The sequence below is a fragment of the Pseudoalteromonas sp. MMG033 genome (genome assembly GCF_057197785.1).
The window spans coordinates 1,278,603-1,293,723 of the sequence record NZ_CM170070.1 but is presented as its reverse complement, the minus strand read 5'-3'; the positions used below and the strand labels follow the sequence as shown (position 1 = coordinate 1,293,723).

General features: G+C 45.9%; 13 protein-coding genes. 8 read left to right on the top strand and 5 right to left on the bottom strand.

The genetic code is table 11. The annotated features are described in order from the left end of the window. Positions 1-80 precede the first annotated feature (80 nt). The 7 genes from cyaY (at position 81) to add (ending at position 6,979) form a co-directional block, all read left to right on the top strand. Positions 81-401, top strand: coding sequence for an iron donor protein CyaY (gene cyaY / locus AC2CZC_RS05680; RefSeq protein WP_046354930.1), 321 nt, complete (start codon positions 81-83; stop codon positions 399-401). Then, positions 401-1,054 (top strand): alpha/beta hydrolase, encoded by a 654-nt coding sequence (locus AC2CZC_RS05675; protein WP_484584119.1) that lies wholly within the window; start codon positions 401-403, stop codon positions 1,052-1,054. Before cyaY ends, AC2CZC_RS05675 begins: the two co-directional genes overlap by 1 nt. A gap of 16 nt (positions 1,055-1,070) precedes the next feature. After that, a complete protein-coding gene (locus AC2CZC_RS05670; protein WP_484584118.1) occupies positions 1,071-1,913 on the top strand; it encodes a DUF2914 domain-containing protein in 843 nt (280 codons plus the stop codon). 18 nt (positions 1,914-1,931) lie between these two features. Next, positions 1,932-2,870 carry a hydroxymethylbilane synthase gene (gene hemC / locus AC2CZC_RS05665; RefSeq protein ID WP_484584117.1) on the top strand — a complete coding sequence of 313 codons (939 nt, stop codon included), beginning with the start codon at positions 1,932-1,934 and terminating at the stop codon, positions 2,868-2,870. Position 2,871: 1 nt separating this feature from the next. Beyond that, positions 2,872-4,695 carry a uroporphyrinogen-III C-methyltransferase gene (locus tag AC2CZC_RS05660; protein WP_484584116.1) on the top strand — a complete coding sequence of 608 codons (1,824 nt, stop codon included), beginning with the start codon at positions 2,872-2,874 and terminating at the stop codon, positions 4,693-4,695. Further along, complete coding sequence (locus tag AC2CZC_RS05655; protein WP_484584115.1) at positions 4,692-5,816, top strand: heme biosynthesis HemY N-terminal domain-containing protein; 1,125 nt, start codon at positions 4,692-4,694, stop codon at positions 5,814-5,816. The genes AC2CZC_RS05660 and AC2CZC_RS05655 overlap by 4 nt, the downstream gene beginning before the upstream one ends. Positions 5,817-5,983: 167 nt before the next feature. Beyond that, positions 5,984-6,979 (top strand): adenosine deaminase, encoded by a 996-nt coding sequence (gene add, locus AC2CZC_RS05650; RefSeq protein WP_484584114.1) that lies wholly within the window; start codon positions 5,984-5,986, stop codon positions 6,977-6,979. A gap of 13 nt (positions 6,980-6,992) precedes the next feature. Here add and AC2CZC_RS05645 read toward each other — a convergent pair whose 3' ends face one another. From AC2CZC_RS05645 to ubiD, 3 genes are all read right to left on the bottom strand, one after another. Next, positions 6,993-7,403, bottom strand: coding sequence for a CBS domain-containing protein (locus AC2CZC_RS05645; protein WP_237137967.1), 411 nt, complete (start codon positions 7,401-7,403; stop codon positions 6,993-6,995). Positions 7,404-7,532: 129 nt separating this feature from the next. Beyond that, positions 7,533-8,246, bottom strand: coding sequence for an NAD(P)H-flavin reductase (gene fre / locus AC2CZC_RS05640; RefSeq protein ID WP_484584113.1), 714 nt, complete (start codon positions 8,244-8,246; stop codon positions 7,533-7,535). Positions 8,247-8,388: 142 nt separating this feature from the next. After that, positions 8,389-9,864 carry a 4-hydroxy-3-polyprenylbenzoate decarboxylase gene (gene ubiD / locus AC2CZC_RS05635; protein ID WP_063360901.1) on the bottom strand — a complete coding sequence of 492 codons (1,476 nt, stop codon included), beginning with the start codon at positions 9,862-9,864 and terminating at the stop codon, positions 8,389-8,391. 287 nt (positions 9,865-10,151) lie between these two features. Here ubiD and AC2CZC_RS05630 point away from each other — a divergent pair, with 287 nt between their 5' ends. After that, entirely contained in the window at positions 10,152-12,767 is a 2,616-nt protein-coding gene (locus AC2CZC_RS05630) for a putative bifunctional diguanylate cyclase/phosphodiesterase (protein WP_484584112.1), read from the top strand. Here AC2CZC_RS05630 and AC2CZC_RS05625 read toward each other — a convergent pair. After that, a complete protein-coding gene (locus tag AC2CZC_RS05625; protein ID WP_484584111.1) occupies positions 12,752-13,528 on the bottom strand; it encodes a hypothetical protein in 777 nt (258 codons plus the stop codon). The genes AC2CZC_RS05630 and AC2CZC_RS05625 overlap by 16 nt on opposite strands. Positions 13,529-13,612: 84 nt before the next feature. Further along, the gene (locus tag AC2CZC_RS05620; protein WP_484584110.1) at positions 13,613-15,022 is read right to left on the bottom strand and encodes a M20/M25/M40 family metallo-hydrolase; all 1,410 of its coding nucleotides are present in this window, start codon (positions 15,020-15,022) and stop codon (positions 13,613-13,615) included. Positions 15,023-15,121: the final 99 nt, after the last annotated feature.

Here is a 15,121-nt window from a genome sequence, read left to right as displayed (position 1 = left end):
AAAAGCAGCTTTTGCGGTTGAAATTTATTCCCTGTATCGGGAAAGCTGGCTGTCGCTTAGCCGTATTTAAGGAATTAGTCATGACAGATAACGAGTATCATCAGTTAGCCGAAGCGTTAATGTTAACAATTGAAGAGCAGATCGACGATTGTGATGCTGATTTAGATTATGAATCTGCTTCCGGTATTTTAGAAATCATCTTTGCTGATCGCTCTAAGATCATCATCAATAAGCAAGCACCACTGCATCAAGTTTGGGTAGCAACTAAGTTTAATGGCCATCACTTTGAATTACGTGATGATAAATGGATAGATAACCGCTCGGGCGCTGAGTTTTGGCAATTTATGGCCGATGCAGCAACACGCCAAGCGGGTCAAAAAATAGAGTGGCAACACGACTGATGTTAGAATTTGTAGAATACGCTGCCAAAGCGCAGCACAAGGCAACGGTGATCTGGTTACATGGATTAGGCGATTCAGGTAATGGCTTTTTACCGATAGCACCAGAGTTAGATTTACCTGATTCACTGGGTGTGCGGTTTGTTTTTCCTCATGCACCAGTACAGCCAGTGACAGTAAACGGCGGCATGGAAATGCGTGCTTGGTATGACATCAAAAGCATGGATCTTGAAAATCGTGCAGATGAAACGGGTGTTCGAGAATCTGCTGCAGCAGTTGCACAGTTAATAGAGCAAGAAATTGCAGCAGGGATCCCTGCGGATAAAATTATTCTTGCAGGTTTCTCACAAGGCGGCGTGATAAGTTTACATTTGGCGCCTCGCTTATCGCATACCCTTGCAGGTGTAATGGCATTGTCTACGTACATGTGCGCACCGCAAAAGCTCAGCGCAGAGGCAACACAAACTGCGCTGAATATTTTTATGGCGCATGGCAGTCACGACCCAGTGGTACCGATGCAAGCAGGGCGCACTGCATACGATGCCCTTGTAAGTCAAGGCTACGAAGTTAACTGGCAGGATTATCCGATGGAGCACCAAGTGTGCATCGAAGAGCTTAAAGCGATCCGAGCGTGGCTAATCTCACGCTTGTCATAGTGAATAGGACATACATATGACTCAACGAATAGTGATCAAAACAAAAATGACAGGGGCTGATCCACAGCCTCGCCGTGTTGAAACCGTCGGGTATCAATATCATTGGCGGCGTATTGTTACTGCGGTATGTGTGGCAAGTTTTGGTGTGACTGCGTTGTCATATGGTGTGTTTACCTCCGTTTATGCAGATGAAGCCGAGCCACAAATCGCGATGTCAGCGAGCGCAGCCCCTGTGCCAGCTGATGATGTTACCATTGCCCAACCAAGTGTGTCAGACGTTGAGGTGCGTGAAGTGGCTCAAATGCCTACGGTTGTTGATGAACCTGAAGTGGTAGTGAGCGCTGAGCCAGTTACAGCTCAAATTATGACAGAGCCTACTATTGAGGAGCTTCCAATCGAGCCCGAAAAATCACAACAGGCGCCTGTTGAGACCGTGACTGAGCCACCTCAAAATAATGTTCAAACGCAATTCGCAGCAGATGCGCAAGTGGCGAGCGTCGCCTTGAATGCCAAGGTGGATACGAGCCATATTAGCCGTGCAGTGTTGACGTCAGGTATCGACAATCGCGAGCCAATTAACGTATTAAAACACCTAGTTGAACCGAATAGATTCCAAGAAAAGTTATTTTTCTTTACTGAGATCAAAGGGCTTCAAGGCGAAGTGGTGCAACATTTGTGGTTTCATCAAGACCAATTGATGGCGGACATTACGTTGCCAGTCAGTACGCCGAGATACCGAACGTATTCGAGCAAAAATATTATGCCGAGCCAAACGGGAGAATGGCGCGTTGAAGTGATCACCCAAGGTGGGCAACTGTTGGCACAAAAATCATTTCGAATTTTAGCGAAGGCTCCTTAGGAGCCGACAAGGCAAAACATGACAGATACAAAAAATACTGTGCGCATTGCAACACGTAAAAGCGCATTAGCACTTTGGCAAGCAGAATACGTTAAAGCGCGATTAGAACACTTTCATCCCACACTGACGGTGGAGTTAGTGCCTATGTCGACCAAAGGCGATAAAATCTTGGATACACCTTTGGCTAAAATTGGTGGTAAAGGTCTGTTTGTTAAAGAGCTAGAACAAGCCATGCTAGAAGGGCGTGCTGATATTGCCGTGCACTCAATGAAAGATGTGCCGGTGGACTTTCCTGACGGGTTAGAACTGCACACCATTTGTGAACGAGAAGATCCGCGTGATGCGTTCGTGTCTAATCAATACAAGCACATCAGTGAATTGCCAGCAGGTGCCGTGGTGGGCACCTCCAGTTTACGTCGTCAATGTCAGATCCGAGAAGCGCGTCCTGATTTAGTGATTAGGGATTTGCGTGGCAATGTAAATACCCGTTTGGCTAAATTAGATGCCGGTGAGTATGACGCAATTATATTGGCCGCTGCAGGCCTGATCCGCTTGGAAATGCCAGAGCGTATCGCAAGTTTTGTGTCTGTTGAAGAGTCACTTCCAGCTAATGGACAAGGTGCAGTTGGCATTGAATGTCGCAGCGATGATACGCGCATCCAAGCGTTGTTAGCGCCTTTAGAGCATGCAGCAACGAGAGCGCGTGTCCTTGCAGAAAGAGCGATGAACCGACGTCTAGAAGGGGGCTGTCAGGTGCCTATCGGTGCGTATGCTGAGCTGCAACAAGACCAGTTATACTTACGTGGTTTAGTGGGCGCGGTGGACGGGAGTCAAATCCTTCGTGCAGAGCTCACCGGTGATATTGCCAATGCAGAAGCATTGGGTATTGAGCTGGCAGAAGCGCTGTTAGCCCAAGGTGCGGACAGTATTTTAGCGGAAGTTTACAGAGACGCTTAATGTGAAATTTGCCATCACTCGGCCGCAAGGAAAAGGAGACGCGCTTGCCACTGAGTTGGCTAAGTTAAATGTATCAGCACTGTGCACACCAGTGCTGATGCTCAATGCGGTTCAAGCATCCCCCCAACAATTACTCAGCGCGTGCGACGCCGATATACTCATTTTTATCTCGCAAGATGCGGTGATGAACTTTGCGCAGCAAATACAAACCGATGGTTTGTCTGTGTCTTCTACTTGCCAAGTTTTTGCTGTGGGCACACAGACCGCAGATGCGGTGAAGGCACATTTATCACGCCATGCCACGGTACCCGAGCGTCACGACTCAGAAGGGTTGGTCGCGCTAACCGCACTTCAGTCGGTGCAAGATTTACAGGTTGTGATAGTGAAAGGGCGCGGTGGCCGTACGCATATTGCAAAAGCGCTTAAATTGCGCGGGGCGAGGGTAAGTACCTGTAATGTATATGAACGAATAGCAGCGCAAAGTCACGCTGATGACTGGTTAGACCTCTGGCAGGAAGCTAAAATAGACGGTATAGTGATCACCAGTAACGCAGCGGTTGATGCGATTTTTAATGCACAACAAGCGGCCAATCAAGCTTGGCTGCAAACCCGTATGTTTGTTGTTGTCAGTGAGCGGACAGCGCAACATCTTAAAATACAGTATAAAATAACCAATACACAGATCGTGGTGAGCCAAGGCGCCAGTACAGAGGCGTTAACCCAAACGATAGGTGATTTAAATTCCCAACAGGGCAGCGCAATGACGGAAAAACAGCAAGAAACGTCGGCTTCAATCCCATCGAATGAGCCGCAGCAGGTGGAAACCTATGCAAAAAATGATACGGCCAAATTGAGCAAAACAGCGGTACTGGCGTTGTTGGTCGCTTTGACTGGGGTGGGTGCGGCAGGCGGTGTCTATGTTTATCATCAACAGCAAGTAAGCCAACAAAGTGCTCAAATAGCGCAGCTGACAGCGCAAAATGGGCAGCTACAGTCACAAGTAAATGCGACCCAAGCGGCATTAAATGATATACAAAAACAGTGGCAAGCTCAGCAAAAAACCATGGCTGCACAGCTACAGCAGCAGCAACAACAAGTGCAACAGACATTACAACACACCCTGTCACAAGCGCGCCAACAAGTGGGGGGAGCGGTGAGCTCTGAGTTGCGTGCACTGGCGCGTTATGCCGAGTTCAAAGCGGCCAGTGAGCGTGACTATCTAGGGGCGGTGATTGTACTCAAGCGTTTGAATGAAGCGCTGTCGGAAGAGTTGGCGACAGATCCCCTTAAATTGGCGATTAACCAAGACATTGCGATGTTACGTGCCTTACCAAAACCCAGCACAGAAGCGGTGTATATGGAATTAGCGGGACTCATCGCGCAGGTTGATAAGCTTTCTTTGAAGACCATTGATAAACCAAAAGATCGCGCCGTTGAAAGTGCTGAACTCAGTCGCGACATCAGTGACTGGCAGGCTAATCTTGTTCGCAGCTGGAACAAGATAAAAGCAGACTTTTTGACAATTCGACAGCATGATAAACCTGTGATTGACCCATTGTTAGATGCGCAAGAACAGCAATTAATACGCGCACAGCTGCGGAGCTATTTACAACAGGCGCAAACGGCATTCTTAGATAACCAAGCCAGCATTTTTGACCAAGCCTTATCTGGGGCTCAGGTGACTTTAACCAGTTACTATCGTACTGATGAGTCAGCAAGCAACACGGTTTTGGAGCAGATACAAATGTTACAACGCACTGAGCATCCAGTTGTTAAAGCCCCTCAGCTGGCGACTCCGCAGGCATTAAAGGAGTGGTTGCAATGATACGCTGGTTATTTGTAGTCATATTATTTTTCGTCGTGATGGCAGGTGCCCATGTGCTGATCGATGAAAAAGGCTATGTCTTAGTATCAGCGGGCGTGTATACCATAGAGAGTACGCTGGTTTCATTAGTATTTATGCTGTGTTTGGCGCTCGCTATTGGCGCAACACTATTAAAGATAGGCAAAGCCATATGGCGTGTGATTGCTGGTGTTTCTATGCGTCGCAACAAAAAACGCATTGCGCGCCAAGAAGCTGCATTTGAGCAAAGTGTATGGGCGTTGATTAATGGCCAAGACGAGAGTTTAAGCTATGCGCTGCAAAAGGCTGAGTTTCCCGAAAAGTGGCGTGACCAGCAATGTGCAATTCAAGCTAAAGCCGCGCTTCATGCAGGGCAAAAAGTGGTTGCCAGAGAGTATTTACAGCAACTCAGTGAACCTGCACAAAGCAAGGTCAGTCAGCTTTGGCTAGCGGCTGAGCAAGAGGGTCAAGCGTTAGAAACTTTAGCCCCGCAAGCGCAAATGAAAAAAGCCTCGCCGACGCAATTACATGCCTATATCAGTGCGCTGTTACAAGCGAGAGATTGGGATACCTTACAGTCGACAATTATGCAGCGCCATAAACAGTTACACTGGAGCGAATCGCAGTGGGATAGTTTCTTTCATGATTATTTTTCTGCCATTGCGCAGCACACAGATAAAGATCTTCTAGCATTGCAAAGCGCATTGCCTCGGGGGCTCAGAGCGATCAGTCACGCTGCTTTTGTCACTGTGTGTGTGCGAACAGGTCAATTAGCGCCAGTTCGTAAAGAGTTGATAAAGCTTTTGAAAAAAGACCAAGTGAGCGAGCTTGCCGAGATTTTACAGCACCTAGATGGTGCGGATATCGAATTGCGCAAATTGGTACAAAGTAAATTGAAAAAACAGCCAGAGCAAAGCGATTTACTGTTTTGCTTGGCATGCTTGGCCAATGGTGAGGGAGATCACAGCCTGGCTGCGAAAATCTTCGATACGTTATCGAATGAGCCGTGGCAAGCGCTCTGGCAGCATCAAGCACAGAGGGCATTTGCTAAAACGGGGCAGTATGAAAAGGCCTATTTGCTGTTGAGTGACCAGCATAATTAATGAAAAGCCAGCGACAACGCTGGCTTTTTTGTATCTTATTTACCTATCAGCATATTGGCAGTCTAATGTCAGAGGTCTGTTTAGTTTGTTTTTGCGGATAATTGTCCTTGTATCTAAACTTAAGATGCGTATGATCTGAAAAATTTTATCTGCAAACCGAGTGCCTTATGATCAATACCAAACTACCTTTACTTGATTTACACCGCCACTTAGACGGTAATGTGCGTGCTGAAACAATTTTAGACCTCGGTCAAAAATTTAACATGCCGCTGCCAGCACACGATGTTGAGGGCCTGAGGCCGCATGTGCAAGTACTCGATAATGCGCCAAACTTGATGGCATTTTTAGCCAAGCTAGATTGGGGTGTGAAGGTACTGGGTGATTATGATGCATGTCGTCGTATTGCAGTTGAAAATGTTGAAGATGCTATCGCGCAAAATATGGATTACACAGAATTGCGCTTCAGCCCATATTACATGGCAAAAACACATAATTTGCATCCGCAAGGTGTGGTAGAAGCAGTTGTGGATGGCATAAAGTCAGCCAGTGCTGAGCGTGATATTAAAGTGAATTTAATCGGTATTATGTCACGTACTTTTGGTGTCGAAAAATGCCAGTACGAGCTAGATGCACTGTTGGCATTTAAAAATGACTTAGTTGCAATTGATTTGGCGGGTGACGAAATCGGTTTCCCTGGCGAGCTATTCATTGATCACTTTAAACAAGTGCGCGATGCGTACCTTGGTTCGACTATTCATGCTGGTGAAGCTAAAGGCGCAAGCAGTATTTGGCAGGCCATTGAAGAGCTCGGTGCCACACGTATCGGACACGGTGTAAAGGCCATTGAAGATCCTAAGCTAATGGACTATTTACGTGATAACCGCATTGGTATTGAGTCTTGCTTAACCAGCAACTTACAAACTAGCACAGTTGCAAGCATTGAAACACACCCACTCAAGCAGTTCTTAGATCATGGTATTTTGGCGACTATCAATACCGATGACCCGGCTGTGCAAGGGGTAGAGCTTGATAATGAGTTTGAAAAAGCAGCGCCGTTAGCTGGCTTGAGCGAGTCGGACATCATAAAAGCGCAACACAATGCCATCGAAATTGCATTTTTGAGTGATGCGGATAAGCAAGCGCTTTTGAACAAATACGCTTAATCCACTAAGCTGCTCAGTGCGCTGAGCAGCTTAAATAATTGTCTTTCAATGCCGCGATGACCTGACTGCGTGTCACAATGGCAATCACTTTTTCATCTTCCAGTACTGGGTAAATCTTGGGTTTGTTTTGCTGCATTTGAGTGGCTAAATCTACCACTGTGGTTGCCTTGGTGACTGACAGCGTCTCTTTACTCATTAATTCGGCAACTTGATTGCTCCCATCACAGAAATAACTACTTTGAAGAAGCGGTGCAAGCAACTGCTGCTCAGAGATAAAGCCGACGAGGTGGCCTTCACTGTCTTGCACTGGGGCACCAAATAAACCAAATTGCTGTAATTGCGTAATCGCATCAGTAATGTCAGTGTCGGGTGTGATTTTTGGAAATTGTACCGACATGATGTCTGAGATAAATTGTTTTGCCATGATAGCTCTCCTGTTAAGTGATAGAGCTAGTATGGATGAAGGATAATCATTTTTAAAATTGATTATTTATATTGTATTGATAGGTTTTATAGATTGAATGCGCGGTTTGGCAACCGCGCATAGCGTGCATTATTTGATAAATGCAAAGGCATCCGCGAACATAAAGTCGCGCTGTGCGCCGTGATTGATAAAGTCATCTCGTACAATACCAATCATGTCAAAACGGCCAGCCATATAAACACTGTATGGTTCTAAAGACACAATGTCTTTCATCACGGCTTGGTGTACATAGCCAGTATGACCTGTCCAATTGTCAGATGCATTTTCAACAACTGGGATGAATTGGAAATTCGCTTGGCTGCTAGCCCACGCTTCCATTTCTGCTTTTGCATACAGTGCTGATTCTTCTTTCACACCCCAGTAGAACAACACAGGTTGGTCATAGTTAATTTCAGCTAGGTAGTCAGCCATTGATTTAACGTAAGAAAAACCAGTGCCGCCTGCTAGTAATACTAAAGGTCTTGATTGCTCAGGACGAACTTGAGAAACACCCAATCCGACTTCTAAATCCACTTCAACATCGTTGCTATGCGCTTCTCTAAGGTGATCAAGCGCTTGCATCGCGTATGAATCGGCACCAGATGCACCAATATGCAGTTCAAGTTCTTGCTTTCTTGACGGGCTGCTGGCAATAGAGAAAGCTCGTTTATCTTTCTCGCCAAGTACGAGTTGTAAATAGTGTCCCGCAGAAAACTCTGCATCATGTTGTGGCTTTAAGAGCACTTTATGAACAAATTCAGTGAGAGGAGAAATGGCCTCTACACGCGCTTTTAGTATTTGCATTTCAAACCTTAATAATTAAGCACTTTGGCGAAAGTATGCGCACTGTAACATATTTGGTTGCAGTTTTGATATATCGTCCGCTGTGATTGTTTCCCCAATTTGTAAACAATCACAGCCAACTTAGGCACATAGCAGTGTGCGGTCACGGCTTATCCATAATGCCAAGACTATCCCAGATCTCATCTACTTTTTGTTTGACCTCATCATCCATCACGATGGGCACGCCCCATTCACGGTCCGTTTCTCCTGGCCATTTATTGGTTGCATCCATGCCCATTTTTGACCCAAGTCCAGATACTGGCGAGGCAAAATCGAGATAATCGATAGGGGTGCTCTCGATCATGGTGGTGTCTCTGGCTGGATCCATACGTGTGGTGATCGCCCAGATAACATCATTCCAATCGCGTGCATTGACATCATCATCACAGACAATGACAAACTTTGTGTACATAAATTGACGCAAGAAAGACCAGACGCCCATCATCACGCGCTTTGCATGACCTGGATATTGCTTTTTCATTGTCACCACGGCCATGCGATATGAACAGCCTTCTGGTGGCAGATAAAAGTCGACAATTTCAGGAAATTGCTTTTGTAGAATAGGCACGAATACTTCGTTTAATGCCACGCCTAAAATCGCGGGCTCATCAGGTGGACGGCCTGTGTAAGTGCTGTGATAAATTGGGTTTTCACGGTGTGTAATATGCGTGACTGTCATGACTGGGAAGTCATCGACTTCATTATAGTAGCCAGTGTGATCACCGTATGGGCCTTCAGGTGCGGTTTCACCTTGCTCAATGTAGCCCTCTAATACGATTTCTGCGCTGGCAGGAACTTGCAAATCATTTGAAACAGACTTAACCACTTCCGTTTTACTGCCTCTAAGTAGGCCTGCAAATGCGTATTCGCTGAGTGTATCTGGTACAGGCGTTACCGCACCAAGAATGGTGGCAGGATCTGCACCGAGCGCGACCGACACAGGGTAAGGCTCACCAGGGTGCTCTTTACACCACTCTTGAAAATCCAGTGCACCACCGCGGTGGGATAACCAACGCATGATGATCTTGTTTTTACCTAGTAATTGCTGGCGGTAAATACCTAAGTTTTGGCGCTTTTTGTGTGGGCCCTTTGTGACGGTTAAGCCCCAAGTGATAAGAGGAGCCGCATCACCAGGCCAGCAATGTTGGATTGGTAATTTAGTTAAGTCGACTTGATCGCCGGACAGCACAACTTGTTGGCATGGTGCTTTTCTCACTTCTTTCGCAGGCATGTTAAGCACTTGCTTAAAGACAGGGATCTGGCCAATGGCTTCTTTGATGCCTTTTGGCGGCTCAGGCTCTTTTAAAAATGCCAGTAATTTGCCAACTTCACGCAATTCGTTGACATCAGTTTGTCCCATCCCCATGGCAACGCGCTTCGGGGTACCGAAGAGGTTAGCTAACACAGGGATATCAAACCCTTCTGGGTTTTCAAATAAAATAGCGGGTCCGCCAGCTCGTAAAGTACGGTCGGCGATTTCAGTCATCTCTAACTTAGTTGAAATGGGCTGACTAACGCGCACCAGTTCACCTTGCTTTTCTAGCAGCTCGATAAACTCTCTTAAGTCTTTATATTTCATTTTTGCCTTTTACGCAGTGAGTACGCTTATTGGTAGATGGAGTATATCAATTCCCCACCCACAGCACATACTCAAACAGTTCAATAGTGGCCAAGTAGACACACAATAGTGTAATTATGTGCATACGCTCGCTGTGAGACAGGAATTATTAAATTGGGTACGAATTAAGTAAGTATTTGGTTTAACACTGTTCATATTTTTGTCTATGTTATGCACTCTAGAGTTTCAATGCCTTGGTCTATAGGCTATATTCTGTGAGAGTCGACGGAGTATTGGGTGGAGGCGGCTTGAAGACAATAACAAAAATAGCGCAGCGAATACTCTTTGCGTTTATCGGGCTCAATGCCACACAGACTCTTTCGCAAACATTGCCAGCACAAGTGTTTGATAATCACAGCGCTGTGATGCTGCTCATTGAGCCAGACAGTGGCAAAATTGTGCGTGCCAATCAAGCTGCTGCAGATTTTTACGGCTATAACAAAGCGCAGCTAGAATCCTTATATATTCAAGAAATTAATCAATTCTCACCGCAACAAGTAGAAAAAGAGCGATTATCTGCGCTCAATGAAGGACGCAATTACTTTATTTTTCAACACCGTTTAGCCAATGGTGAAAACCGCACTGTGTCCGTCTACTCCTCTCCATTTATGGATAAAAATGGCGAGGCTTTGCTGTTTTCGGTGATCCAAGATGTCAGCGCAAGGCGCGAGTTGGAGCATGCACTTTGGCATTATCAAAGCAATCTTGAACAGCAAGTGGCACAGCAAACTCAAGAGATCAAATATGCCAGTACCGTACAAGTTTTTTTGCTCAGCAGTGTGATTGGTATTTTTGTTGGCACGACTGTCATTTTGGGATGGGGCTTCTTACGTTTACGGAGAACGAAAAAGCGCTCTGAATTTCACCGAGCTAGATTGAATGCAATTTTTGATGCCATCGGCGACTATCTTATTTTTACGGACGTCAATGATAAGGTGTTATCAGCCAACCGTGCTGCCTATCAAGATTTAGGTGAATTGGATGACAAAGCGATTGCGGACGTATTGTCGAAATGCGTGTGTTTAGAGCAGCTTCAATTTGAGCCAAAAGAGTGCCAAATCACGACCAACTTCGGTGTGTTAGATGTAGAGATCAGTAAAACCGATGTATTAGATCACAACGGTGGCTTATACGGTCATATCTTCTTATTGCAAAATATCACCCAGCGTCTAGCTGATGAAAAAGAGCAGCGTTTGGCCAGTACGGTCTTTTCGACGACCAGTGAAGGCGTATTAGTCTCTGATAAAGATAACTGTATTCAAATGGTTAATCGCGCTTTTACCGATATTACGGGTTTTACCGGGCCTGAAGTCATGGGGAAAACCCCTGCGATTTTTAACTCAGGGCGCCATGACACCGCCTATTTTACCCAGTTGTATGATGCGCTCAGCACACGCGGCCATTGGGAAGGGGAAATTTGGAATAAACGCAAAAATGGTGAGGTATACCCCAGTTGGTTGCAAGTGTCTGCGGTGTTTGATCAGCACGGTGCGATTGACATGTATGTGGCTTTGTTCAATGACATTACGTCTCGCAAGCGCAATGAGCAGCTCATGTGGCAACAGGCGAATTTTGATAATTTAACCGATTTGGCTAACCGTCATCACTATCATGCGAAATTTGATATTGCATTGGCGCATGCGAAACGCAAGCAAACACGAGTTGCTGTGTGCTTTATCGATTTAGACCGCTTCAAGGCTGTCAACGATACGCTAGGGCACCATATCGGGGATTTACTCCTGATTGAAGCTGCTAATCGGATCCGAGAGTGCACACGCAATTCAGACACTGTGGCGCGCTTAGGTGGTGATGAGTTTGCTTTGCTATTACCTGATATGGATTTGATCAGTGATATGGAAAAGCTTGCTGAGAAAATCTTGAGCGCATTAAGTGCACCTTTTCACCTTGAAGGGCATGAAGCCTATGTGTCTGGCAGTATGGGGATCACCTTTTATCCGGATGATGGCGAAGATCGCAAAGTATTATTGCGTAACGCGGACAGCGCCATGTATAAGGCAAAAGAAAGTGGCCGAAATTGCTATCAGTTTTTCACTACAGCAATGCATGAGCACGCCAAGGCGCGCAGTCAACTTGAGGGCGCACTGCATCGCGCGTTGGCCAATCAAGAATTACGTGTTGTCTATCAACCGATTGTTGGAGGGCACAGGTTAGGTTGCGAAGCCTTACTGCGTTGGCACAATGACGCTTTAGGTGAAGTCTCTCCGGCGGATTTTATTCCTATCAGTGAAGAGCTGGGGTTGATCATCGCAATGGGCGAGTGGGTGCTGTATCAAGCCTGTGCACAAGCGCGTGCATGGTTGACGAAAACCCAGCAACCATTTTTTGTCTCAGTCAATGTATCTAGTGTGCAGTTTAAGCGTCAAAATGTGGTTGCTCTGGTGGCAAAAGTGCTCAAAGACACTGGACTACCGGCTGAAAGCTTGACCTTGGAAATCACAGAAACTGTGCTTGCAGATAATTCAGATGATGTTGAAAAGCAACTTGCGCAATTACGGGCAATGGGGGTTGGACTGGCGATTGATGACTTTGGTACTGGGTATTCCTCACTGGGTTATTTAAAACGTTTTCCACTGTCTAAACTCAAAATTGACCGTGCCTTTATTAAAGATTTACCCGATGATGAAGAAGATAAAACCCTCATCAGTGCCATTGTTTCAATGGCCAGCAAGTTAAAATTAACCGTGATTGCTGAAGGGGTAGAAACGCAAGCTCAACTTGCTTTGTTGCAAGAGCTTGGCTGTGACTATACACAGGGGTACTTCCATGCCAAGCCCTGTAATATCAGTGAGTTTGAAGCGTTTCTAACTCAGTATTATGACACAGAAGCTCACTCACAGATTTGATGCAGGGTACACAGTGAGTCTAGCGCTTCTTTGGCTTTGGTATTGCCTTGTGCGTGTGCGCTTTTGAGGAGTTCAAAGCCCCGTTGCAGATCTTGCTCACCCCCTTCTGCTGCGATCAGCATAGTGGCTAAGTTGTACATTCCCCACTGATCTTTATTTTGTGCAGCCAGTTCGAAAAACTCCCGAGCTGCAACGAGATCGCCCCGTTGATAAAAGCCAACCCCCTGATTATTGTCAGCTGAAAAAACCGCGCGCTGATGTTTTGGGAAGTGGGGGATCGCTCGCTGCTTAACGATACCGCCCATGACATAGATGTCGTTTGGACGATAGGCGGCATATATTGCGCCACTTTGGTAGTAAGGCATAATTTGTGTTCTGGAAATACGCCATGGGTCAATTTGAAAGTAGTCATCTAGCATTAAGTTATCGAGCTGAATTGCGCGCTTTGCATCGCGTTTTCGTGAATAGGTATAACGGCCTTGCTTGAGCGTTAATTGCGTGTCACTCACGGCGATGACCTGAGCGATACGGTATTGAGGTTGATACACTCTATCACTTTGCATACGGCCAATATCAACCATGATCACATCATCCACTTTAGGTGCTTCTAGCCAAGTATGCTGTATTTGTTGGGCACGCTGGTGTTTGAGAATCCAATGTGCACAGACACCAATAATAACAAGTGCGATAAGAATTGCTTTATATCGACTTAGTAATTCAGAGATGATGTCGTGAGAACGAAAAATTGCGTGTTTAATCATCGCCAGCTCCGTGGTTGATCATGATTATTATTATTGTAATGCCAAGACAAAGATAACATGCCTTTGTCTTGGCATAAAGCGGGTTTATTTACCTGCTATTTTGGTTTCAGCATTGGCTGCCATTAAGGCAAACACCGCATATGCCGCGGTATTTTGCTTCAATTTCTCAGGATCAACCTTATCTAACGTATCATCCGCAGTGTGGTGGTAATCGAAGTAGTCTGTGCCTACTTGATGTAGATCGAAAATTGGCGCTGATGTGGTCTGTCTCAGAGGAATAAGGTCCGGTCCGCCTCGCGCTTCATTTTTACGAATATATTTCACGCCCAATGGCTTCAATTGCTCGGCAATGGCTCTGACTACAGGCAGAGAAGCCGCGTTAACGTTTGACTCAAACGCATATACGATATCGGCACCAAAGTCAGACTCCGCTGCGGCAACAATATTACCTAGTTGCTTTTCGTAATGTTTGAAATACGCCTTAGCGCCCCATAAACCCAGCTCTTCAGCAGCAAACAAGACAACACGAATACTGCGCTCAGGACGAGTATGATCAGCAATATGCTTAGCAGCTGCCATCGTCAAGGCTACGCCAGCACCGTCATCAAGAGCACCCGTTCCAAGATCCCACGAGTCTAGGTGGCTACCCAGTAAAACGTATTGCTGAGGGTGCTTAGATCCCGTAATTTCACCGATAACATTGTAGCTGGTGCCTTCGCCTAAATCTTCAGTTTGAATATTCAGTTCAACTTGAACAGGTTTACCAAGTGCTATCAGACGCGCAAGTTGATCTGCATCTGGGTTTGCCACCGCAGTGGCTGGGATCTTAGTAACACCTTTGGTGTAGTGACTACCACCGGTATGAGCAAATCTGTGGTGACTGGTACTGACCGAGCGCATCATGTAAGCGATTGCGCCTTTTTTAGCGGCTTCTACAGCGCCTTTATTACGGGCTTTTACCGCAGGCCCATAACCATTGCCGTCGATAGCTCGGTTCATACGGTAATTAATAAAAGCAATCTTACCTTCTAAACTGCCCGCTGGTGCCGCAATTAATTCGTCAAATGTTTCGAATAAAACGACTTCGCCAGACAGGCCTTTTTTTGGTGTACTGATACTATTGCCGAGTGCAGTTAGGTGTAAAGGTTGTTTGCTCGGCGTCAGAATAAAACCAGATTCATGGTAGCGTCGCCACTCAGGAAATTTGGAAGGTTCCAACCACACTTTATCAAAACCAAGTTTTTGAAACTTTTGCTTCGCCCATGCAACGGCCATCTTGTCATTTTCAGTGCCTGGTAAGCGCGGCCCAACTTCTGTTGTAAGTGATTCCACCAGTTGCCAACTTAGATCGCTATTGAGAGCGTGCTCGCGCACTTTTTCCACCATCTTTAACTCAGCGTTCGTAAACTCTTGCGCGTGAGTGAGATGGCTTGTGCACAATGCCACAAGCGGCAGTATGCTGGATTTAATCAGCGTACGAAATGCATGTTTCATGAATAATCCTTGATAGATAAATTGAGTTTCATTTTGACATTGAACGTATTTAATTTAAACGTTAATAAGATGAATAGCATGAACATGCACTGTAGTATT